Origin of the sequence: Streptomyces sp. NPDC060035, assembly GCF_042736635.1 — a bacterium.
Taxonomy (GTDB): domain Bacteria; phylum Actinomycetota; class Actinomycetes; order Streptomycetales; family Streptomycetaceae; genus Streptomyces.
Map to the genome: position 1 here is coordinate 411,828 of NZ_JBHWVO010000001.1, position 18,361 is coordinate 430,188.

General features: G+C 70.5%; 14 protein-coding genes. All 14 read right to left on the minus strand.

The window, feature by feature from the left end; all coding sequences use genetic code 11:
* Positions 1 to 3: 3 nt before the first annotated feature.
* The 14 genes from ACFWBQ_RS01885 to ACFWBQ_RS01950 all read right to left on the minus strand — a co-directional run bounded on the left by ACFWBQ_RS01885 (position 4) and on the right by ACFWBQ_RS01950 (position 18,186).
* Positions 4 to 852: a TatD family hydrolase gene (locus ACFWBQ_RS01885; RefSeq protein ID WP_385482850.1), complete on the minus strand. Its 849-nt coding sequence runs from the start codon at positions 850 to 852 to the stop codon at positions 4 to 6.
* Entirely contained in the window at positions 852 to 1,475 is a 624-nt protein-coding gene (locus ACFWBQ_RS01890) for an EboA domain-containing protein (RefSeq protein ID WP_385482852.1), read from the minus strand. Before ACFWBQ_RS01890 ends, ACFWBQ_RS01885 begins: the two co-directional genes overlap by 1 nt.
* On the minus strand, positions 1,469 to 2,332 hold the full coding sequence (locus ACFWBQ_RS01895) for a sugar phosphate isomerase/epimerase family protein (protein WP_385482854.1): 864 nt from the start codon (positions 2,330 to 2,332) through the stop codon (positions 1,469 to 1,471). The genes ACFWBQ_RS01890 and ACFWBQ_RS01895 overlap by 7 nt, the downstream gene beginning before the upstream one ends.
* A complete protein-coding gene (locus ACFWBQ_RS01900) occupies positions 2,329 to 3,597 on the minus strand; it encodes an SCO3242 family prenyltransferase (RefSeq protein WP_385482855.1) in 1,269 nt (422 codons plus the stop codon). Before ACFWBQ_RS01900 ends, ACFWBQ_RS01895 begins: the two co-directional genes overlap by 4 nt.
* Entirely contained in the window at positions 3,594 to 4,712 is a 1,119-nt protein-coding gene (locus ACFWBQ_RS01905) for an inositol-3-phosphate synthase (RefSeq protein ID WP_385482857.1), read from the minus strand. Before ACFWBQ_RS01905 ends, ACFWBQ_RS01900 begins: the two co-directional genes overlap by 4 nt.
* 98 nt (positions 4,713 to 4,810) lie before the next feature.
* Entirely contained in the window at positions 4,811 to 8,509 is a 3,699-nt protein-coding gene (locus ACFWBQ_RS01910; RefSeq protein WP_385482859.1) for a ThuA domain-containing protein, read from the minus strand.
* 325 nt (positions 8,510 to 8,834) lie between these two features.
* Positions 8,835 to 9,839, minus strand: coding sequence for a sugar phosphate isomerase/epimerase family protein (locus tag ACFWBQ_RS01915; protein WP_385482861.1), 1,005 nt, complete (start codon positions 9,837 to 9,839; stop codon positions 8,835 to 8,837).
* Between the two features lie 12 nt (positions 9,840 to 9,851).
* On the minus strand, positions 9,852 to 11,084 hold the full coding sequence (locus tag ACFWBQ_RS01920; RefSeq protein WP_385482862.1) for a Gfo/Idh/MocA family protein: 1,233 nt from the start codon (positions 11,082 to 11,084) through the stop codon (positions 9,852 to 9,854).
* A gap of 47 nt (positions 11,085 to 11,131) precedes the next feature.
* The gene (locus tag ACFWBQ_RS01925; RefSeq protein WP_385482864.1) at positions 11,132 to 12,169 is read right to left on the minus strand and encodes a substrate-binding domain-containing protein; all 1,038 of its coding nucleotides are present in this window, start codon (positions 12,167 to 12,169) and stop codon (positions 11,132 to 11,134) included.
* A 66-nt stretch (positions 12,170 to 12,235) separates the two neighbouring features.
* Entirely contained in the window at positions 12,236 to 13,288 is a 1,053-nt protein-coding gene (locus ACFWBQ_RS01930; protein WP_385482865.1) for an ABC transporter permease, read from the minus strand.
* Positions 13,285 to 14,811, minus strand: coding sequence for a sugar ABC transporter ATP-binding protein (locus ACFWBQ_RS01935; protein ID WP_385482867.1), 1,527 nt, complete (start codon positions 14,809 to 14,811; stop codon positions 13,285 to 13,287). Before ACFWBQ_RS01935 ends, ACFWBQ_RS01930 begins: the two co-directional genes overlap by 4 nt.
* 201 nt (positions 14,812 to 15,012) lie before the next feature.
* Positions 15,013 to 16,194, minus strand: coding sequence for an ROK family protein (locus tag ACFWBQ_RS01940; RefSeq protein ID WP_385482868.1), 1,182 nt, complete (start codon positions 16,192 to 16,194; stop codon positions 15,013 to 15,015).
* A 298-nt stretch (positions 16,195 to 16,492) separates the two neighbouring features.
* The gene (locus ACFWBQ_RS01945) at positions 16,493 to 17,170 is read right to left on the minus strand and encodes a GntR family transcriptional regulator (RefSeq protein ID WP_385482870.1); all 678 of its coding nucleotides are present in this window, start codon (positions 17,168 to 17,170) and stop codon (positions 16,493 to 16,495) included.
* 65 nt (positions 17,171 to 17,235) lie between these two features.
* Positions 17,236 to 18,186, minus strand: coding sequence for a beta-ketoacyl-ACP synthase III (locus ACFWBQ_RS01950; RefSeq protein ID WP_385482872.1), 951 nt, complete (start codon positions 18,184 to 18,186; stop codon positions 17,236 to 17,238).
* Between the last annotated feature and the right edge of the window lie 175 nt (positions 18,187 to 18,361).

Consider the following 18,361-nt stretch of genomic DNA (forward strand, 5'->3'; position numbering starts at 1 on the left):
GTGTCACTCCCCGCCGCGGAGGATGGAGTTGCCCTCGTGCAGCGGGTCGGGGGCGGCGATGTCGAGCTGGAGCCGGCCGCTCTGCCCGTAGAAGGCGACCGGGTTGCGCCACAGCACCTTGTCGACGTCGTCCTCGCTGAACCCGGCCTTCAGCATGGCGTCGGCGACCTTGCGGGTCTTCAGCGGGTCGCTCCTGCCCCAGTCGGCGGCCGAGTTGACGAGGATCTTGTCGGTTCCGTGGTTCCTGAGGATCGTGACCATGCGGTCCTCGTCCATCTTGGTGTCCGGGTAGATGGAGAAGCCGGCCCAGCAACCGCTGTCGACGGCGTCCTTCACGGTCGTCTCGTTGAGGTGGTCGAGCAGGACGAACTCCGGGGCGAGGTCCGATTCGCGGATGACGTCGATGGTGCGGTGCAGACCGGCGAGCTTGTCGCGGTGCGGGGTGTGGACGAGCGCGGGCAGGCCGTGGTCGGCGGCGAGCTGGAGCTGGGTGGCGAGGGCGGTGTCCTCGGCCGGCGTCATCGAGTCGTAGCCGATCTCCCCTACGGCGACAACGCCGTCCTTGACGAGATAGCGGGGCAGCGCGTCGAGAACAGGTGTACAGCGGGGGTCGTTCGCCTCCTTGGGGTTGAGGGCGAGTGTGCAGTGGTGCGCGATGCCGTACTGGGAGGCGCGGAAGGGTTCCCAGCCGAGGAGGGCGTCGAAGTAGTCGAAGAAGCTGGCGGGCGAGGTGCGGGGCTGGCCGAGCCAGAAGGAGGGTTCGACGAGGGCGCGGACGCCCGCGTCGTACATCGCCCGGTAGTCGTCCGTGGTGCGGGAGGTCATGTGGATATGGGGGTCGAAGATGCGCATCAGGACTCCTCCGTGGGGGCGGGGGCAGGGGCCGTGAGGTCGAGCACGGTCCGCAGGCCTACAGGGACGGCGCGGCCCGCGGCGGTGCGTTCGGCAGCGAAGTCGCCGAGCATGCGGGCGAGTTCGGCGTCGCCGCGGGCGCGGCGGCCGAGCTCGGCGACGGCCTCGACGGGGACCTCGGTGAAGAGGCACTTGAGGACGGCGTGCCGCCAGCCGTGCGTGTCGAGGTGGGCGGCGGCGTACGGGCCGACGGCCGCGGCGACCAGCCGGGTGTCGTTGGTCCGCAGGGCGTCCTCGACGAGCGGAAGCGCGGTGGCGCCGAGGCCCAGCCGGTGCAGGGTGAGCAGGACGGCCCGGCGCTCGGCGGCGGTGCCCTGCTCGTAGAGCCTGGTCACGGCGGGAAGACCGGCCCGGGCTTCGAGGAGCAGCAGTGCACGTACGGAGTCGGCGTGTTCGAGTCCGCAGTGCCGTCCCGCGGAGGCGAAGCGCAGCTCCCAGGGCGGGGTTCCGGTGTCGGAGCCGGGGTGCGCCGCGGCGTGTGCCGCCTCGGCGAGCGCCTCGTCGAGCCAGGCTCTGGCTGCTCCGCGGAGCAGGGCGTCGAGTTCCTTGCGGCTGGTCAGCACGCTGTGGCTCCGTTCGTCGCCCGGGTGGCACTCCGGAGGAACTCCAGTGAGGTGCGGGCCAGTTCGGGTCCCGCGTGGGAGTGGCGGGGCAGCTCCACGACGGTGAGGCCGCCGTACCCGGTGGCGGCGAGGGCTTCGAGCACCGGTGGGAAATCGATCTCGCCGTCGCCGAACGGCAGGTGTTCGTGAACCCCGCGCCGCATGTCCTCGATCTGGACGTGCCGTAGCCAGGGCGCGGCGGCCTTGACGCAGTCGACGGGCGGGGCGGGTTCCAGGCACTGACAGTGGCCGATGTCGAGGGTGAGCCCGAGCGGTTCCGGATCGCCGAGAAGGGTGCGCAGGTGGTGGAAGTCGGCGAGCGTCGCCAGGAGGTGGCCCGGCTCGGGCTCGATGGCGAGGGGGATGCCGGTGCGGATGGCGGCGTCCAGTACGGGGGCGAGAGCGTCGGTCAGCCGCTGCCAGGCGGCGTCCGTGGTGGTGCCCGGCGGGGTGATGCCGCTGAAGCAGTGCACGGCGTGCGCACCCAGGTCGGCGGCGACGTCCACGGCCCGTACGAGCAGCGCGGTGCGGGCCGCACGGGCGCCGGGGTCGGGGTCGAGGAGGGACGGACCGTGTTTGCGTCGCGGGTCGAGGACGTAGCGGGCACCGGTCTCGACGGTGACGCCGAGGCCCAACTCGGTGAGCCGGCGGGCCACATGGCGGGTACGTGCGGTGAGGTCGGGGGCGAGGGGGTCGAGGTGCATGTGGTCGAGGGTCAGCCCGACCCCGTCGTACCCGAGGTCGGCGAGGAGCCCGAGGGCGTCGTCGAGGCGGAGGTCGGTCAGGCCGTTGGTGCCGTAGCCGAGGCGGAGGGTCACGTGAGGCTCACCTTCCGTGCGAGCTTGCGGGCGAGGGGGACGAGTCCCATGACGGCGAGCCCGCTGAGGGGTGCCCCGCCCCGGGCGGCCAGCGCGGCCTGCAGCGGGATCATGGCCCGGATGCCGCCGCCGACGGCGCGCTGGGTGAGCGGCGGGGAGGGGTTGAGGGCGGCGTGGAGAAGGGGTGGTGCGGCGGTACGGAGGTAGGCCCCGGCGAAGGTGGTGAGCAGGAGCCGGTCGGTGGCGGCCGGGGGGCGGAGGAATTTCCCTGCACCGCTCGGTACCGAAAGCCGGGGCGGGCCTTGTTCCCCCCTCAGCTCGCGCACGACAGCGGCGCCGAGCGCCATGGTCGCGGCGAGCGCCGCGAGGGGCGCTGCGGTGGAACCGCCCTGCGCCTCGTTGCGGGAGACGGCGGTGACCGCATAGGTGTGCGCCCCGAGCAGGAGGGCGGCGGGGAGCGCGGCGCGGGTGGCCCGTGCCGTGCCGTACGGGGTGGCGGCGCGGGCCGGGTGGACGGTGGTGGCCACGGGGACGGCGTTCCGGCCTGGTCCAGAACCGGTCCGACCCGGACGGGGGCCGGTTCGGCCCACGCCGGGGCGGGTTCCGGAAACCGGGCGGCCCACCGCTCCCCCACGTTCCGCCGCCCCCGCCCCCGCCCCCGTCGCCGTGGCCGTCGCGCCGAGCAGGAGGTCCAGGGCACGGGCCGCCGCCATGGCCGCCGGGCCGGCCTTCGTGTGCTTCAGGTGCAGGTCGTAGGCCCAGACCGTGGCTGCCAGGCCGGATGCCACCGCCAGGGCGGGGCGGCCGGCGCGTGCCGCCAGGGTCAGGCCCGCGGCTGTCAGGACGCCCGCCGCGGCCAGCGCCGCGCCGGGTGCGATCCGGCCCGACGGGATCGGGCGGTGCGGACGATCGATGGCGTCCTCGTCGCGGTCGGCCCAGTCGTTGAGCGCCATGCCCGCCTCGTACAGGCACAGCGACGCGCCGACCGCGAGGGCCGTGCCGCGGTCGGGGCGCCGGCCGGTGGCAGCCGCCCCGGCCAGGGCGTCACCCGGGACGGTGAACAGGGCGGACACCCGCAGCAGTTCCGCCCAGGCGCGGACGGGCACCCGGGTACGGGGCCTGTCCGGTGCGGGCGCAGTCCCGCCCGCACCGGACAGGCTGTCTGAGGAGCTCGCGCTCCGGGTACTGCCGGCGCTCCGAGCACTCCTGGCACCGAGCAGTGCCGGCACACCTGTCAGCGTCGCGAACAGCCGGAGCGGCCTCACAGGGCCGCCCGCAGCCGCCCGGCGAAGGCCACCAGGACCGCGTACTGCTCGGACAGCGCGGCCGGGCCGCCGTCCGGGTCCTTGAAGTAGAAGCCCAGTTCCGGGCGCGCCCCCGTCAGCCCCGTCTCATGCGCACGGGCCATCAGCCGGGCCAGGTCCAGGACGAGGGGGGCGGCCAGCGCCGAGTCGCAGCCCTGCCAGATCGTCTGCAGGATCATCCGCGAACCGAGGAAGCCGTCGAACGCGATGTGGTCCCACGCGGTCTTCCAGTCACCCATCGCGGGGACGTCGTCGATGTGGACCTCGCCCTCGGGGGCAGACCCGAGCGTGTCGGCCAGTACGCGTTCCTTTCCCGCGTTCTTCGCCGCCGCGGCGGCCGGGTCGGCCAGCGCCGCTCCGTCCCCGCCGCCCAGGAGGTTCGTGCCCGACCACGCCCGTACCGGCAGGGCGCGCTGCACGAACATCGGGGCGAGCACGGAACGGAGCAGCGTCTGGCCTGTCTTGCCGTCGCGCCCCGCATGAGGAAGTCCGCAGGAGTCGACGGCGTCCCGGAGTGCCGGGCTGCGCAGCCCCGTGGACGGGGTGAAGTTGACGTAGGAACAGCCGGCGCGGAGCGCGGCTGCCGCGTAGAGGGAGCTGGCGGGCAGACGGGTGGCGCCGTCGCCGGGTGCCGGTTCGGTCGAGGCGACGTTGATGACGACTGTGCGGGCCAGTGCGTGGCGCCGGGCGAAGTCGTCGAGGTCCGCGGCGAAGGCCGTGATGAGTTCCTCGTCGGAGCGGGTGTCACCGGGGAGGGGTCCCCCCGGACGTATCTCCCTGTCCGCGGCGCCGAGTTCGGCCCGGACGGCCGACGGGAGTCCGTACGGCAGGACCTCTCCGGCGGCCAGGGCCTCGGCCCGCTTGGGCAACGGGCAGTCGATGGTGTCGTGGCCGCCGAAGATCAGGGAGGTCAGGGGTGGCAGCCCGCTGTCGGCGAAGGGTGGCGTCTCGGTGACCATGCCGGTCGCCGGGTGGAGGCCCGCGGCGATGGCGGCGCACCCCGCGGTGGCGGTGGTGGCGACGGAGCCGCGTGCTCCGATGAACCAGACTCCGGTACGAACGGCATGTGCGGTCACGGGCTGCCTCCCTGGGGGGATGAAGAGGAGTGGAGGACGGTGGGCGGGGGAAGGTGTGTGAGCCTCCCCCGCCCACCGTCGGCAGAGGGGTGGCCGCCCTACGTCGAGGGCAGCTCCTTCAGCTGGATGTTGCGGAAGGACACCTGGTCGTCGGCCCCGTGGTTCTGCAGGCCGATGTAGCCGTCCTTCAGGCTGCGGACCGGGTCGGTGTTGGTGAAGTCGTTGATCTTCACTCCGTTGAGGAAGATCTGGAGTCGTTCACCCTGGACCCGGATCTCGTAGCTGTTCCACTGGCCGGGCGGCCTGAGGACCTGGTCACGGGCCTTGATGTTGGCTGATTTGAAGGTGTAGACGGCCCCCGTGGTGCGGTCCGCGGCGTCCGTGGCGTCGATCTGGACCTCGTAGCCGTTGTTCACCGCCGACCAGGGGTCGTCGGACTCCGGGAAGCCGACGAAGATGCCGGAGTTGTCGTCCCCCGACAGCTTCCAGTCGAGCTTCAGCGAGTACGACTTCAGCTCCTTGGCCTGGTAGGTCAGCAGGCCCATGCCGCCCTCGGAGCGCAGCTCACCGTCGGTGACGGCGAACTTTCCGGGGCCGGCCTGCTTCCAGCCGTCGAGCGTCTTGCCGTTGAAGATCGACCGGTAGCCGGTGTCCGGCTTGCAGTTGGCCTTCACCTGGCCTGCGGCGTAGCGCAGTCCGCCCAGCAGGTGCTGGCGCAGGGCGGGTTCGGCGTAGGACTCCTTGGTGTGGCCGAGGCCGGTGTAGAAGGAGCGGCCGCCCTGGTAGGCCTGGCACCAGGCGATGGGGTGATCGCCCTTCATCTTGCCGCCGGTGTAGCTGGTCTCGTCCAGCGTGGCCAGGACCTGGGCCTTGTCCCGGGGGTTGGTGCGGTAGTTGTACCACTCGTCGGAACGGTCCCAGGCCTCGCCCAGATGCGCGGTGGCCGGGTGGTCGTGGTTCTCCACGCGGACGGTCGCGGGCTGGATCTGCGGGTGCGAGTCGAAGTACGCGCCGACGAGCCCGCCGTAGAACTCCCAGTCGTACTCGGTGTCGGCGGCCGCGTGGACGCCCATGTAGCCGCCTCCGGTGGCCACATAGTTCTCGAAGGCCTTCTGCTGGTCGCCGTTGAGGACGTCACCGGTCGTCGACAGGAAGACGACGGCGTCGTACCGCGCCAGGTTGCTCGTCGTGAACTGGCCGGCCTCCTCGGTGGAGTCGACGGTGATGTTGGTGTCCTTGCCCAGTTCCTTCAGTGCGGCGATGCCCGTCGGGATGGAGTCGTGGCGGAAGCCGCCTGTCTTGGAGAAGACCAGGACCCTCTTGGCGGACCTGTCCGGGGCGCTGTTCGAGAGCTCGAAGTCGTCGACGTCGTAGAGCGCTCCGGCGCCGCCCTTGAAGACCAGGAAGAGCTCCGTGACCTTCTTCGGCGCACCGCGCAGGGGCACGTCGATGTCCTGGAAGGTGTCCCAGCTGCCGGTCACCGGTACGGGCGCCGAGCCGAGGATCTTTCCGGTGGGCGATCCGGACCGCACTTCCAGGAAGCCTCCCGCGCCCGCCGATGAGATACGGGCGGTGAGCTTGGTGGTGCCGTCGAGGATGTACGGCGTGAAGGAGATCCAGTCGTCGTTGTCGATGTCGCCGACGGTCCGGCCGCCGTGGGCACTGGCCTTGCCCGGTGTGGTGATGCCGGAGGAGTTGTCGAAGTGCTCGGCCTGCCGGTGGCGCGGCTGGAGCTGGGCCTGGTCGCGGCCGGTGAGCGCGGCCTGGCCGCCGCCCCCGCCGTCGGTGTACGAGGCCGAGATGCCGCCGTAGATGTTGGCGTTCGGGTCGTGCCCGCCTTCCATCGCGGTCTTGATGGTGCCTTCGCAGCCGTGCTCCGTGGTGATGTCGTGACCGTGGCTGTCGTGGCCCAGGGTGAACTTGACCGCGACCTTGGCGCAGTCGATGGTGCCGTCCTCCGGGTCGGTGACGGTGACCTTGAAGGGCACCTCGTCCCCGAACGCGAACTGCTGCCCGTCCGACGGGAATTGCATGTTCACCACGGGTGCGGTGTTGCCGACCGTCACATGGACGCTCGCCGCACCTGTACGGCCCGTCGGGTCCTTGGCTGTCACGGTGGCCGTGTACGTGCCGTTCTTCTTGTACGTGTACGAGGGGTTGGCAGCCGTGGATGTTCCTCCGTCGCCGAAGTCCCACGCGTAGGTGAGGGTGTCGCTGTCCGCGTCGGTGGTGCCCGCCGAGGAGAAGTTCACCCGGAGCGGCGCCGGACCGGAGGTCTTGTTGGACGACGCCTCAGCGATGGGTGAGCGGCCGCCCGTCGCGTTCTCGATGCGGTACAGCGCGGAGTTCTCGTCGCCGCCGAACCATTCGAGACCGTAGTCCAGGACGTACAGCGCCCCGTCGGGCCCGAAGGCCATGTCCATCACCTGGGTCCCGTTCCACGGGATGTCACTGATGGTCTGGACGGTTCCGTCACCGTCCTGCTCGATGCGCTTGATCCACTGCCGGCCGAACTCACCGGCGAAGAAGTCCCCGTCGTACTCCTCGGGGAACTTCACCGGTGAGTCGAGGTCCGCGTCGTAGTGGTAGACGGGCCCGCCCATCGGGGACTCGGACCCCGTACCGAACTCGGGAACGGACGCGCCGTCGTACGGAATCCAGGCGGCCTGCGCGGGGGGCAGGTCGACGAGGCCCGTGTTGTGCACCGACTCGTTCTTCGGGGCCGCGCAGTCGAAGGCCGGCCCGGAGGTGCTCGTCGCGAAGTCGTAGTCGTTGTAGGCGTCGTTGTCGCCGGTGCAGAAGGGCCAGCCGAAGTTGCCGGGCTTAGTCACCCGGGCGAACTCGACCTGGCCCGCCGGTCCGCGGTTCGGGTCGGCGGCGCCCGCGTCGGGACCGTAGTCGCCGACGTACACGATGCCGGTGGCCTTGTCGACGCTGAAGCGGAAGGGGTTGCGGAAGCCCATCGCGTAGATCTCGGCGCGGGTCCTGTCCGTACCGGGGGCGAAGAGGTTGCCCTCGGGGACGGTGTACGTCCCGTCGTCGGCGACCTTGATGCGGAGGATCTTGCCGCGGAGGTCATTGGTGTTGCCCGCCGTGCGGCGTGCGTCGAACGCCGGGTTGCGGTCGGGCCGTTCGTCGAGCGGAGAGAAGCCGTCGGACGTGAACGGGTTGGAGTCGTCGCCGGTCGACAGGTACAGGTTGCCCTGCGCGTCGAAGTCGATGTCGCCGCCGACGTGGCAGCAGATGCCGCGGGTGGCGGGGATGTCGAGGACCTTCTTCTCGCTCGCGTTGTCGAGGGTTCCGTCCTCCTTGAGCACGAAGCGGGAAAGCCGGTTCACGCCGTCGAACTTCGCGAAGTCGGCGGCGGTACCGTTCTCCGGAGCGTCGCCGGCAGGGGTGTCCAGCGGCGGCGCGTAGTAGAGATAGATCGCCCGGTTCTCGGCGAAGCCGGGATCGATGCCGACCCCCTGCAGCCCTTCCTCGTCGTGCGAGTAGACGGGGATGGTGCCGGAGACCCGGGTGTTTCCGGCGCTGTCGGTGATCCGCAGCTCTCCGCTGCGGGAGGTGTGCAGCACGCTGCGGTCGGGGAGCACCGCCAGTGACATGGGCTCGCCGGTCTCGGCGCTGCCCTTGGCGAGGGTGACCTGCTGGAAGTCCTCGGCGGCGGCCGGGGAGACCGGGGTGTCGGCGGTGGCTGCGGGCGATGACCCCAGGGTGAGGGTGGCCGCTGCGAGCAGTCCGCCGGTGAGGAGAGCGAGTGACTTTCGGGCGCGGATCCGTCTGCTGCTTCTGTGCACGTGCGTCCTCCGGAGAGTGCCGGTTGTACGGGCTGATGGAGCCGTACCGTTGCGCGCGGGGACTGCCGCGCTCGAGAGCCCGGGGCGCCGTGAGGGACCCGGGTTACGCGAGTCATGCTGTGTACACCTAGGGGACGGTAGACCCGTTCGTCCGGGACGGAAAGCCCTTACGCAGCCCCCGGATCGACCTTTTTCCTTTGCCAGGACAAAGCGGGGCGAGGGCAGGGGGGATCGACCCGGCGGCGATGTGCGGGTGCCGCGGGCTGTGGCGGGTGGGCCTCTCCCCCACCCGCCCCTTCCCGACCCGGGGCGGAGCCCCGAACCCTCAGTCGCCGCCCCCGAATGCCGCGTCGAACGACGCGCTAGGCGGGTCGAAGTCGAACCGCTTCAACGAGGCCAGTGCCTCGGGTGCGCCGGTCAGTCGGTCCATTCCCGCGTCCTCCCACTCGACGGAGATCGGCCCCTGGTAGTCGATGGACCGCAGCATCCGGAACACGTCCTCCCACGGCACGTCGCCGTGGCCCGCGGAGACGAAGTCCCAGCCGCGCCGGGGATCGCCCCACGCCAGATGGGAGCCGAGCCTGCCGTTGCGTCCGTCGAGGCGCTTGCGGGCCTCCTTGCAGTCCACGTGGTAGATCCGGTCCCGGAAGTCGTACAGGAAGCCGACAGGGTCGAGGTCCTGCCACACGAAGTGGCTCGGGTCGAAGTTCAGCCCGAACGCGGGACGGTGGCCGACGGCCTCCAGTGCGCGGTGCGTGGTCCAGTAGTCGTACGCGATCTCGCTCGGGTGCACCTCATGGGCGAAACGCACACCCTCCGCGTCGAAGACGTCCAGGATCGGGTTCCACCGCTCCGCGAAGTCCTCGTAGCCGCGTTCGATCATGTGCGGGGGTACCGGCGGGAACATGGCGACCAGATGCCAGATCGACGACCCCGTGAAGCCGATGACCGTGTCGACGCCGAACGCGGACGCCGCCCGGGCCGTGTTCTTGATCTCCTCGGCGGCGCGCCTGCGCACACCCTCGGGCTCCCCGTCCCCCCAGATCCGGGCGGGCAGGATCCCCTGGTGGCGCTCGTCGATCGGACTGTCGCAGACGGCCTGGCCCACCAAGTGGTTGGAGATCGCCCAGCACTTGAGGCCGTACTTGTCGAGCAGCTGCCGCCGCCCGTCCAGGTAGCCCGGGTCCGAAAGTGCCTTGTCGACCTCGAAGTGATCTCCCCAGCAGGCGAGTTCGAGTCCGTCGTAGCCGAAGTCCCGGGCCAGCCGGCAGACCTCCTCCAGTGGCAGGTCGGCCCACTGGCCGGTGAAGAGTGTGAAGGGGCGGGGCATGCGCAGGACCTCCTAGAACGGGACCGGGGTGTGTACGGAGTTCTTCTCGGCGCTCTCCTCCACGGCGGCGAGCACCCGCTGCACCTGGAGCCCGTCGGCGAACGACGGTACGGGCGGCGCCCCTTCGGCGATCGTCCGCACCACGTCACGGGCCTGATGAACGAACGTGTGCTCGTAACCGAGCGCATGGCCCGGCGGCCACCACGCCTCGAGGTAGGGGTGCTCGGGCTCGGTGACCAGGATCCGCCGGAAGCCGGCCGAGGTGGCGGGCTCGGTGTGGTCGTGGAAGGAGAGTTCGTTGAGCCGTTCCAGGTCGAAGGCGATCGAACCCAGCTCCCCGTTGATCTCCAGCCGCAGGGCGTTCTTACGGCCGGCCGCCATCCGCGTCGCCTCGAAGGAGGCCAGCGCGCCGGAGGCCAGCCGCCCCGTGAACAGTGCCGCGTCGTCGACAGTGACCGCCCCCCGTGCGGTCCTGTCCGCGGCGCCCGAGAGACCGGCCGCGGAACCCGCGAGCACGGGCCGTTCGCGTACGAACGTCTCGCTCACCGCCGACACGCCCACCAGCAGCTCCCCCGTCAGGTACTGGGCGAGGTCCACGATGTGCGCCCCGAGGTCCCCCAGTGCACCGGATCCGGCTTGCTCGCGCTTGAGCCGCCAGGTGAGCGGCGATTCCGGGTCGACCAGCCAGTCCTGGAGATAGGTGGCCCGTACGTGTCGCAGAGTGCCCAGCCGCCCCTCCGCGATGAGCGTGCGGGCATAGGTGATGGCGGGCACCTTGCGGTAGTTGAAGCCCACCATCGCCACCTGGCCGCGGGCCGCCGCCCGCCCGGCGGCCGCCACCATGGCCTCCGCCTCGGCCACCGTGTTGGCGAGCGGCTTCTCGCACAGCACGTGCTTGCCCGCCTCGAGGGCGGCGATGGCGATCTCCGCATGGCTGTCACCGGGGGTGCAGATGTCCACGAGCTGTACATCGTCCCGGGCGATCAGGGCGCGCCAGTCGGTCTCCGCCGCCGCCCAGCCGTGCCGGGCGGCGGCGGCCTCGACGGCCGTACGGTCGCGCCCGCAGATCGCGGCGAGAGCGGGTCTCATCGGCAGGTCGAAGACGTGTCCCGCGGTGCGCCATCCCTGTGAGTGGGCGGCGCCCATGAACGCGTATCCGACCATGCCGACCCCGAGCGTCGCCGTCTGCTGCTGTACCGGCGGCGGGGCTGCGGGCTCCTGCTCCGTCTCTTCCCTACGGGCCATGCGGACTTCCTCCTCGTCGGTGGTTCGGTGGCGGCGGCGGTGCGGGATCAGCTGAAGCCCGTCGGCAGGTACTGGTCGATGTTCTCCTTCGTGACCACGGCCGAGTAGAGGGTGAGGGAGGTCGGGATCTCCATCTCGGAGAGGCCCGAGACTCCCTTGCCCTGACCGAGGGCACGTGCCAGGTCGATCGCGGACGCAGCCATCGTCGGCGGGTACAGGACAGTGGCCTTGAGGACGCTGTTGCCGGCCTTGATGGCGTCCATGGCGGACTTGGCCCCGGCGCCGCCGACCATGATGAACTCGTCGCGGCCGGCCTGCTCGATGGCGCGCAGCGCGCCCACTCCCTGGTCGTCGTCGTGGTTCCACAGGGCGTCGAACTGCTTCTGCGCCTGCAGGAGCTGGGCCATCTTGGCCTGCCCCGACTCGACGGTGAAGTCGGCGGCCTGACGGGCCACCAGCTTGATGTTGGAGTAGTTCTTGAGGGCGTCGGCGAAGCCCTGGCTGCGCTGCTTGGTCAGCTCCAGGTTGTCGATGCCCGCAAGCTCCACGACCTTGGCGTTCGACTTCCCCTTGAGCTGCTCACCGATGTAGTGACCGGCGTTGAGGCCCATGCCGTAGTTGTCGCCGCCGACCCAGCAGCGGTAGGCCTGCGGGGAGGCGAAGATCCGGTCCAGGTTGACGACGGGGATGCCCGCCTTCATGGCTTCGAGGCCGACCTGGGTGAGTGCCTTGCCATCGGCGGGGAGGATGACCAGGACGTCGACCTTCTTGTTGATGAGGGTCTTGACCTGGCCGATCTGGGCGGCGGTGTCGTTGGAGCCCTCGGTGATCTCCAGGGTCACCTCGGAGTACTTCTCCGCCCGCGACTTGGCGTTGACGTTGATCGCGTTGAGCCAACCGTGGTCGGCCTGCGGGCCCGCGAAGCCGATGGTGACGGGCTTGCCGGGCGCGTCGTCGGCGGCGGGCGCATTGGTCTGCGCGGCTGCCTTCTCCTTCGGTTCGTTGCTGGTACAAGCGGTGAGGAAGGCGCCCGCGGAGACGGCTGCGGTTCCGAAGAGCAGTCCCCTGCGGCTGGTTTCTGGCATGGCTGTCAAACCCTTCATCCGGTGCGTGGCATACGGAACAGCGGGTGGGTGATGAAGCGGGAGTGCTCAGGTCTCGCCGTGGCGCGTCGTGCGGTGCTGGACCAGGACGGCGGCGACGATGATCGCGCCCTTGGCGATCTGCTGGACATCGCTCTGCAGGTTGTTGAGCGCGAAGATGTTGGTGATGGTGGTGAAGACGAGGACGCCCAGGACGGAGCCGACGATCGTGCCGCGGCCGCCGCTGAGCAGGGTGCCGCCGATGATCGCTGCGGCGATTGCGTCGAGTTCGTAGAGGTTGCCGTTGGTGTTCTGGCCGGAGCCGGACAGGATGATCAGCATGAAGGCGGCGATGCCGCAGCAGAGACCGGAGAGCAGGTACAGGTAGAGCCGCTGGCGGCGTACGTCGATGCCGGCGAGCCGTGCTGCTTCCGCGTTGCCTCCGACGGCGACCGTACGGCGTCCGAAAGTGGTCCGGTTCAGGATCAGCCAGCCGGCCACGGTCACCGCGGCGAAGACCAGGACCAGGGGCGGGATCCCGAGGACGTAGGAGTCGGGAAGACCCAGGTCGAGAACGGAGGGCACGGTGACTATCTGCGTCTTGCCGTCCGTGATCTGCAGGGCGAGACCGCGGGCCGAGGCGAGCATGGCCAGCGTCGCGATGAACGGGACCATGCGCCCGTAGGCGATGAGGACCCCGTTGACGAGCCCCGCGGCCAGCCCGACGATCACGGCGGTGAAGAGGATGCCGGCGAAGCCGAACTCCTGAGTGGCCAGCGTGGTCGCCCAGACCGAGGCGAGTGCGACCATCGCGCCGACCGACAGGTCGATGCCGCCGCCGATGATGACCAGAGTCATGCCCACGGTGACGACACCGATGACGGACGACTGGGTCAGGATCAGCTGGAGGTTCCCGGTGTCCAGGAACGCCTCGGGTTCGGTGAGGCCACCGACTGCCACCAGTGCGGCGAGTACACCCAGCAGCGAGAGATTGCGGACGTCGGCACGCAGGCCGAGTGCGCGCAGGCCACCGCTCTGCTTGGAGGGCGGTGCGTCGGAGGGGCCGGTCACGGTCCCCTTGTCCGGCCCGTGGTGCTGCGCCGACGGTGCGGGCTGTGTCATGACGTCGGGCTCCCTTCCATGACGAGGTCGAGGACGCGGTGCTCGTCGAGCTCCCGGGCATCCGCCGTGTGCACGACGTGGCCTTCGCGGAGCACCAGCACCCGGTCGGCGAGGCCCAGCACTTCGGGCACTTCGCTGGAGACGAGCAGAACGGCGAGGCCTTCGTCGGCCAGCCGGCGGATCACGGCGTAGAGCTCGGCGCGGGCGCCGACGTCGACACCACGGGTGGGTTCGTCGAGCAGGAGGACCCGGCAGCCACGCAGCAGCCAGCGGGCCAGGACCGCCTTCTGCTGATTGCCGCCGGAGAGGGTGCGGACGGGGGCATCCGGATTGTCCGGGCGCAGTGAGAGTTCACGGGTGGCGGCCTGTGCGGCCTTCCGCTCGGCGCCCCGGTCGACCCAGCCGCCGCGCGAGAAGCGGGACAGGGAGGAGAGGGAGACGTTGCGGGTGACCGACTCGATCAACAGCAGGGCCTGCGCCTTGCGTTCCTCGGGTGCGAGGCCGATGCCGGCGGCGACGGCCGCGCGGACGCTTCCCGGGCGCAGGAGTTTCCCTGCCACGGTGACCCGTCCCGCCGTCGGCTTGCGGGCGCCGTAGATGGTCTCCAGGATCTCGGAGCGCCCCGAGCCGACGAGTCCGGCCAGACCGACGATCTCGCCGGGCCTGAGCTCCAGGTCGACGGGCGCGAACTCGCCTTTCCTGGACAGCCCTTCGACCTTCAGTACGGGCTCCGTCGCAGCCCGTTCGGTGGCGGGTCCGGGCCGCTCGGGGAACACGTACTCGACGTTGCGGCCGGTCATCAGGGCCACGACGTCACGCGTGGGTGTCGACTTGGCGGGAAGGCCGACGGCCACGGCCCGGCCGTCCTTGAGGACGGTCACCCTGTCGCCGATACGGCGGATCTCCTCGAGCCGGTGGGAGATGTAGACGACGGCCACACCGTCGGCGGTGAGACCGTCGACGATCCGGAAGAGGTTGTCGACCTCGTCGGGGTCCAGGGCGGCGGAGGGCTCGTCCATCACGATGAGCCGTACGTCGTGGGAGAGCGCCCGCGCCATGGAGACGATCTGCTGGTGGGCGGCGGAGAGATCGCCGACCTCCCGGGCGGGATCGATCTCCGGGTGGCCGAGGCGCGCGAGGAGCACCGCAGCCGCGCCACGGCCCTCGCGGGTACGGACCACGAAGCCCGCGGAGGTCGGCTCATGGCCGAGGAAGATGTTCTCGGCGACCGACAGCCCCTCGACCAGGTCGAGTTCCTGGTAGATGGTCGCGATACCGAGACGCATCGCGGCGATCGGCGAGGAGAGCGAGACGGGCGCGCCGCGCCAGGTGATGGCGCCGCCGTCGGGCTGGTGGGCCCCGGCCAGCACCTTGATGAGAGTGGACTTGCCGGCGCCGTTCTGGCCGAGGAGGCAGTGGACTTCACCGGCGTGGACCTCGAGGTCCACGCCGTCGAGGGCGCGCACACCGGGGAAAGACTTGGTGATACCGGACATCGTGAGCAGGGGTGGTTCTGGTGCCATGACAGATCCCCTCGGCGAATGGGGTCTCCCCTGCTCGAGCGGAGCGAGAGCGCGGGGAAGGCCGGTGAGCGGGCAGGGCGCAGTGCCGGCGGTGCCGTACTGCTGACGGAACTGCTGGACGGTGCTGCGGGGCGGAGCTCGGAACGGGCTGCTACGGAGGTGACTGCGGGACGCTCGGAGAACGGCGCACCGGCCCGGACATCAGGCCGGCGAGAACAGGTGGTCGCTGATGAGCCTGGCCGCGCCGATCACTCCGGCGGTCGGCCCCAGCTCACCGAGGACGATGGGGAGGTTGCCCGTGGCCAGCGGCAGGGACTGCCGGTAGACCTGGGTCCGGACGCTGGCCAGAAGGTTGTGGCCGAGCCCGGTCACCCCGCCGCCGATCACGACGAGGCCCGGGTTGAAGAAGCTGACGAGTCCCGCGATGACCTGGCCGACCCGGTTTCCGCCTTCGCGGATCAGGTCCAGCGCGGTGGGATCACCGGCTGCCGCGGCAGCGGCCACATCGATGGCCGTGAGCTTTCCGGCCGCGTCCAGCCTGGCCGCCAGCTCCGCGGACTGCCCCGCGCGCGCCGCGTCCTCGGCGTCGCGTGCGAGGGCCGCGCCGCTGAAGTGGGCTTCCAGGCAGCCCCGGTTGCCGCAGGCGCAGGCGCGTCCGTCGGGTTCCACCTGGATGTGGCCGATGTCGCCGGCGCTGCCCGTCGTACCGCGGTAGACCTCTCCGCCGACGACGATGCCGCAGCCGATTCCCGTACCGATCTTGACGCAGAGGAAGTCGCCCACGGAGCGTGCGACGCCCGCGTGCTGCTCCCCCATGGCCATCAGGTTCACGTCGTTGTCGACCATGACGGGGCAGCCCAGTTCCTGGCTGAGTGCCTCACGGACCGGGAAGCCGTCCCAGCCCGGCATGATCGGCGGCGCGACCGGTACGCCCTCGGGGAAGCGGACCGGTCCGGGTACGCCGATGCCGGCGCCGTCGAACCCTTCGGCGAGCCCGGAGGCCCGCAGCTTGGCCGCCATCGCCAGCACCTGCTCGAAGACGGCGACGGGCCCCTCACGCACGTCCATGGGGTGGTTGAGGTGGCCGAGTACCTCCAACTCGGCGTTGGTGACGGCCACATCGATGGAGGTGGCGCCTATGTCGACGCCGAGGAAGCGCAGTGCGGGAGCGAGCCGGATGTTGTGCGAACGGCGTCCGCCGCGTGAGGCGGCGAGTCCGTCGGCGACGACGAGTCCGGTCTCCAGCAGCCGGTCCACCTCGACGGCGAGTTTGGAGCGCGAGAGATCGACCTGGTCACCCAGCTGTGCACGGGAGTTGGGACCGCCGTCGCGCAACAGTCGCAACAGTCGCGCCTGATGGGCGTTCGCGGGTCGTGCCGTCATCCGTCTCACGCGTCCCTCCCCGCCACATCGGCCAGTCCGTCGGGCTTTCGAGGGGGAACGTAGCAGCGCTTTCCCCGAGTGGGAAGAAGTTGCGCACGAATCCGGTCCAACTTTCTCCACCCCGAGGACAAAGGTCGGCCCCGGAGGTGCCACCCCGGTCCGCTGCCGATCCAGCCCTTCATGGGCGGCCGTGGCCCCAGGAGGCCGCCAGGAGGACCCGGCGTCAAGCCGCATCGATGCCCCGGAGCAGCAAAAAAAGCCGGGGCGGGCGCCCCGGCCTCTTTCCCGTGCGCGACGGTCAGTTCTTCTCGCGCTCGTGGTACGTCTTACGCGTGTGCTCCGTGTGCGCCCGCATGATCTCGGTCGCCCGCTGTCCGTCCCGCGAGGAAATCGCCGCGATCAGCGAGCGGTGCTCGATCCAGGACCGGGTGCCGCGCTGGCGGGCCACCGGCGTGTAGTACCAGCGGACCCTGCGGTCGACCTGCGCGGCCAGCTCGGAGAGGACGACATTGCCGGCCAGCTCCATCACCTTGGCGTGGAAGGCGGCGTTCGTGGCGACGGCGAGGTCCACGTCGTCGTCGGCGACGGCCCGCTCCCCCTTGACGCAGAGCTCCTCGAGGGCCTCGATGCCCGCACTTCCGGAGTTGGCCGCGGCGAGCCGGGCCGCCTCGGCCTCCAGGAGGGTGCGGACCGAGAGCAGCTGGTCGGCCTCCTCCTCGGTGGGTTCATGGACGAAGGCACCCTGCGCGGGCCGCAGATCCACCCAGCCTTCGGTGTTCAGTCGTTGGAGCGCCTCACGCACCGGCTGTCGCGACACCCCGAGGTGTCCGGCCAGCTCGCTCTCGATGAGGTGCTGGCCGGGGCCGAGAGCGCGCGTGGTGATCAGCTCGAGCAGCGCCTCGTAGACACGCTCGCGCAGCGGCCCTGGCCGATCCAGCTTCGGCACCGTTCCTTGCGGCAGTCCTGCGGACAACATCGCGGTTCCCCCTCCGGGCGCCGGGCAATTGCCTATCGTCTACAGTCTACCGAGCACAATGCACTTCAGGGGCAGCGGATCACTTGACCCGCATAAGAGAGGTTTCCACCGAAGCCGAAGAGCAGGGCCGGAGCGCCGCTCTCGACCTCACCGCGCTCCACCAGCTTGGACAGGGCCATCGGGATCGACGCGGCGGACGTATTGCCGGAATCCACCACATCCCGGGCGATGACCGCGTTGACCGCACCGATCTTCCTGGCAACCGGTTCGATGATCCTCAGATTGGCCTGGTGCAGCACGACGGCGGCGAGATCCTCAGGGGTGATACCGGCCTTTTCGCAGACCTTGCGGGCAATGGGCGGCAGCTTCGTGGTCGCCCAGCGATAGACGGACTGCCCCTCCTGCGCGAACCGCGAGGGCGTCCCCTCGATCCGTACCGCGTTGCCCATTTCGGGCACCGAACCCCACAGGACCGGCCCGATCCCGGGCCGGTCACCGGAGTCCGGGTCGGCGACGACGACGGCGGCGCCCGCTCCGTCGCCCATCAGGACACAGGTGGAACGGTCGGTCCAGTCGACGATGTCGCCCATCTTGTCGGCACCGATGACGAGGGCTCGGGTAGCGGCCCCGGCACGGATGGCATGGTCGGCGGTGGCCAGCGCGTGCGTGAAACCCGAACAGACCACGTTGATGTCCATCACCGCGGGCGAACCCATGCCCAGCCGGGCCGCGACTCTGGCCGACATGCTCGGCGAGCGGTCGATCGCCGTGGAGGTGGCGACGAGAACCAGATCGATGTCGGCGGGCTGCAGGCCGGCCGTGGCCAGCGCCTTGGCAGCCGCGTGCGCGGCCAGCTCGTCGACGGGCTCGTCGGGGCCGCCCACATGCCGGGTCCTGATGCCGACTCGGCTGGTGATCCACTCGTCGCTGGTGTCCACCATGGCTGCCAGGTCGTGGTTGGTGAGCACCTTGGCGGGCTGATAGTGGCCGAGCGCCACGACTCGTGAGCCGGTCATGTACGGGTCCCCTCGCTACGTATGGCAGGAACTATCCAGTCTTGGTTGCTACCGATCGGTACAAGGGCACGTAACCCCACAGATATCTGGGCCGGAGCTTGGAGCGTCTCGAGCAGCTCCGCGGGAACTCGCGCAGCCACCTGCGATGCCACCCACCGCAACGCCGCCGGGAAGG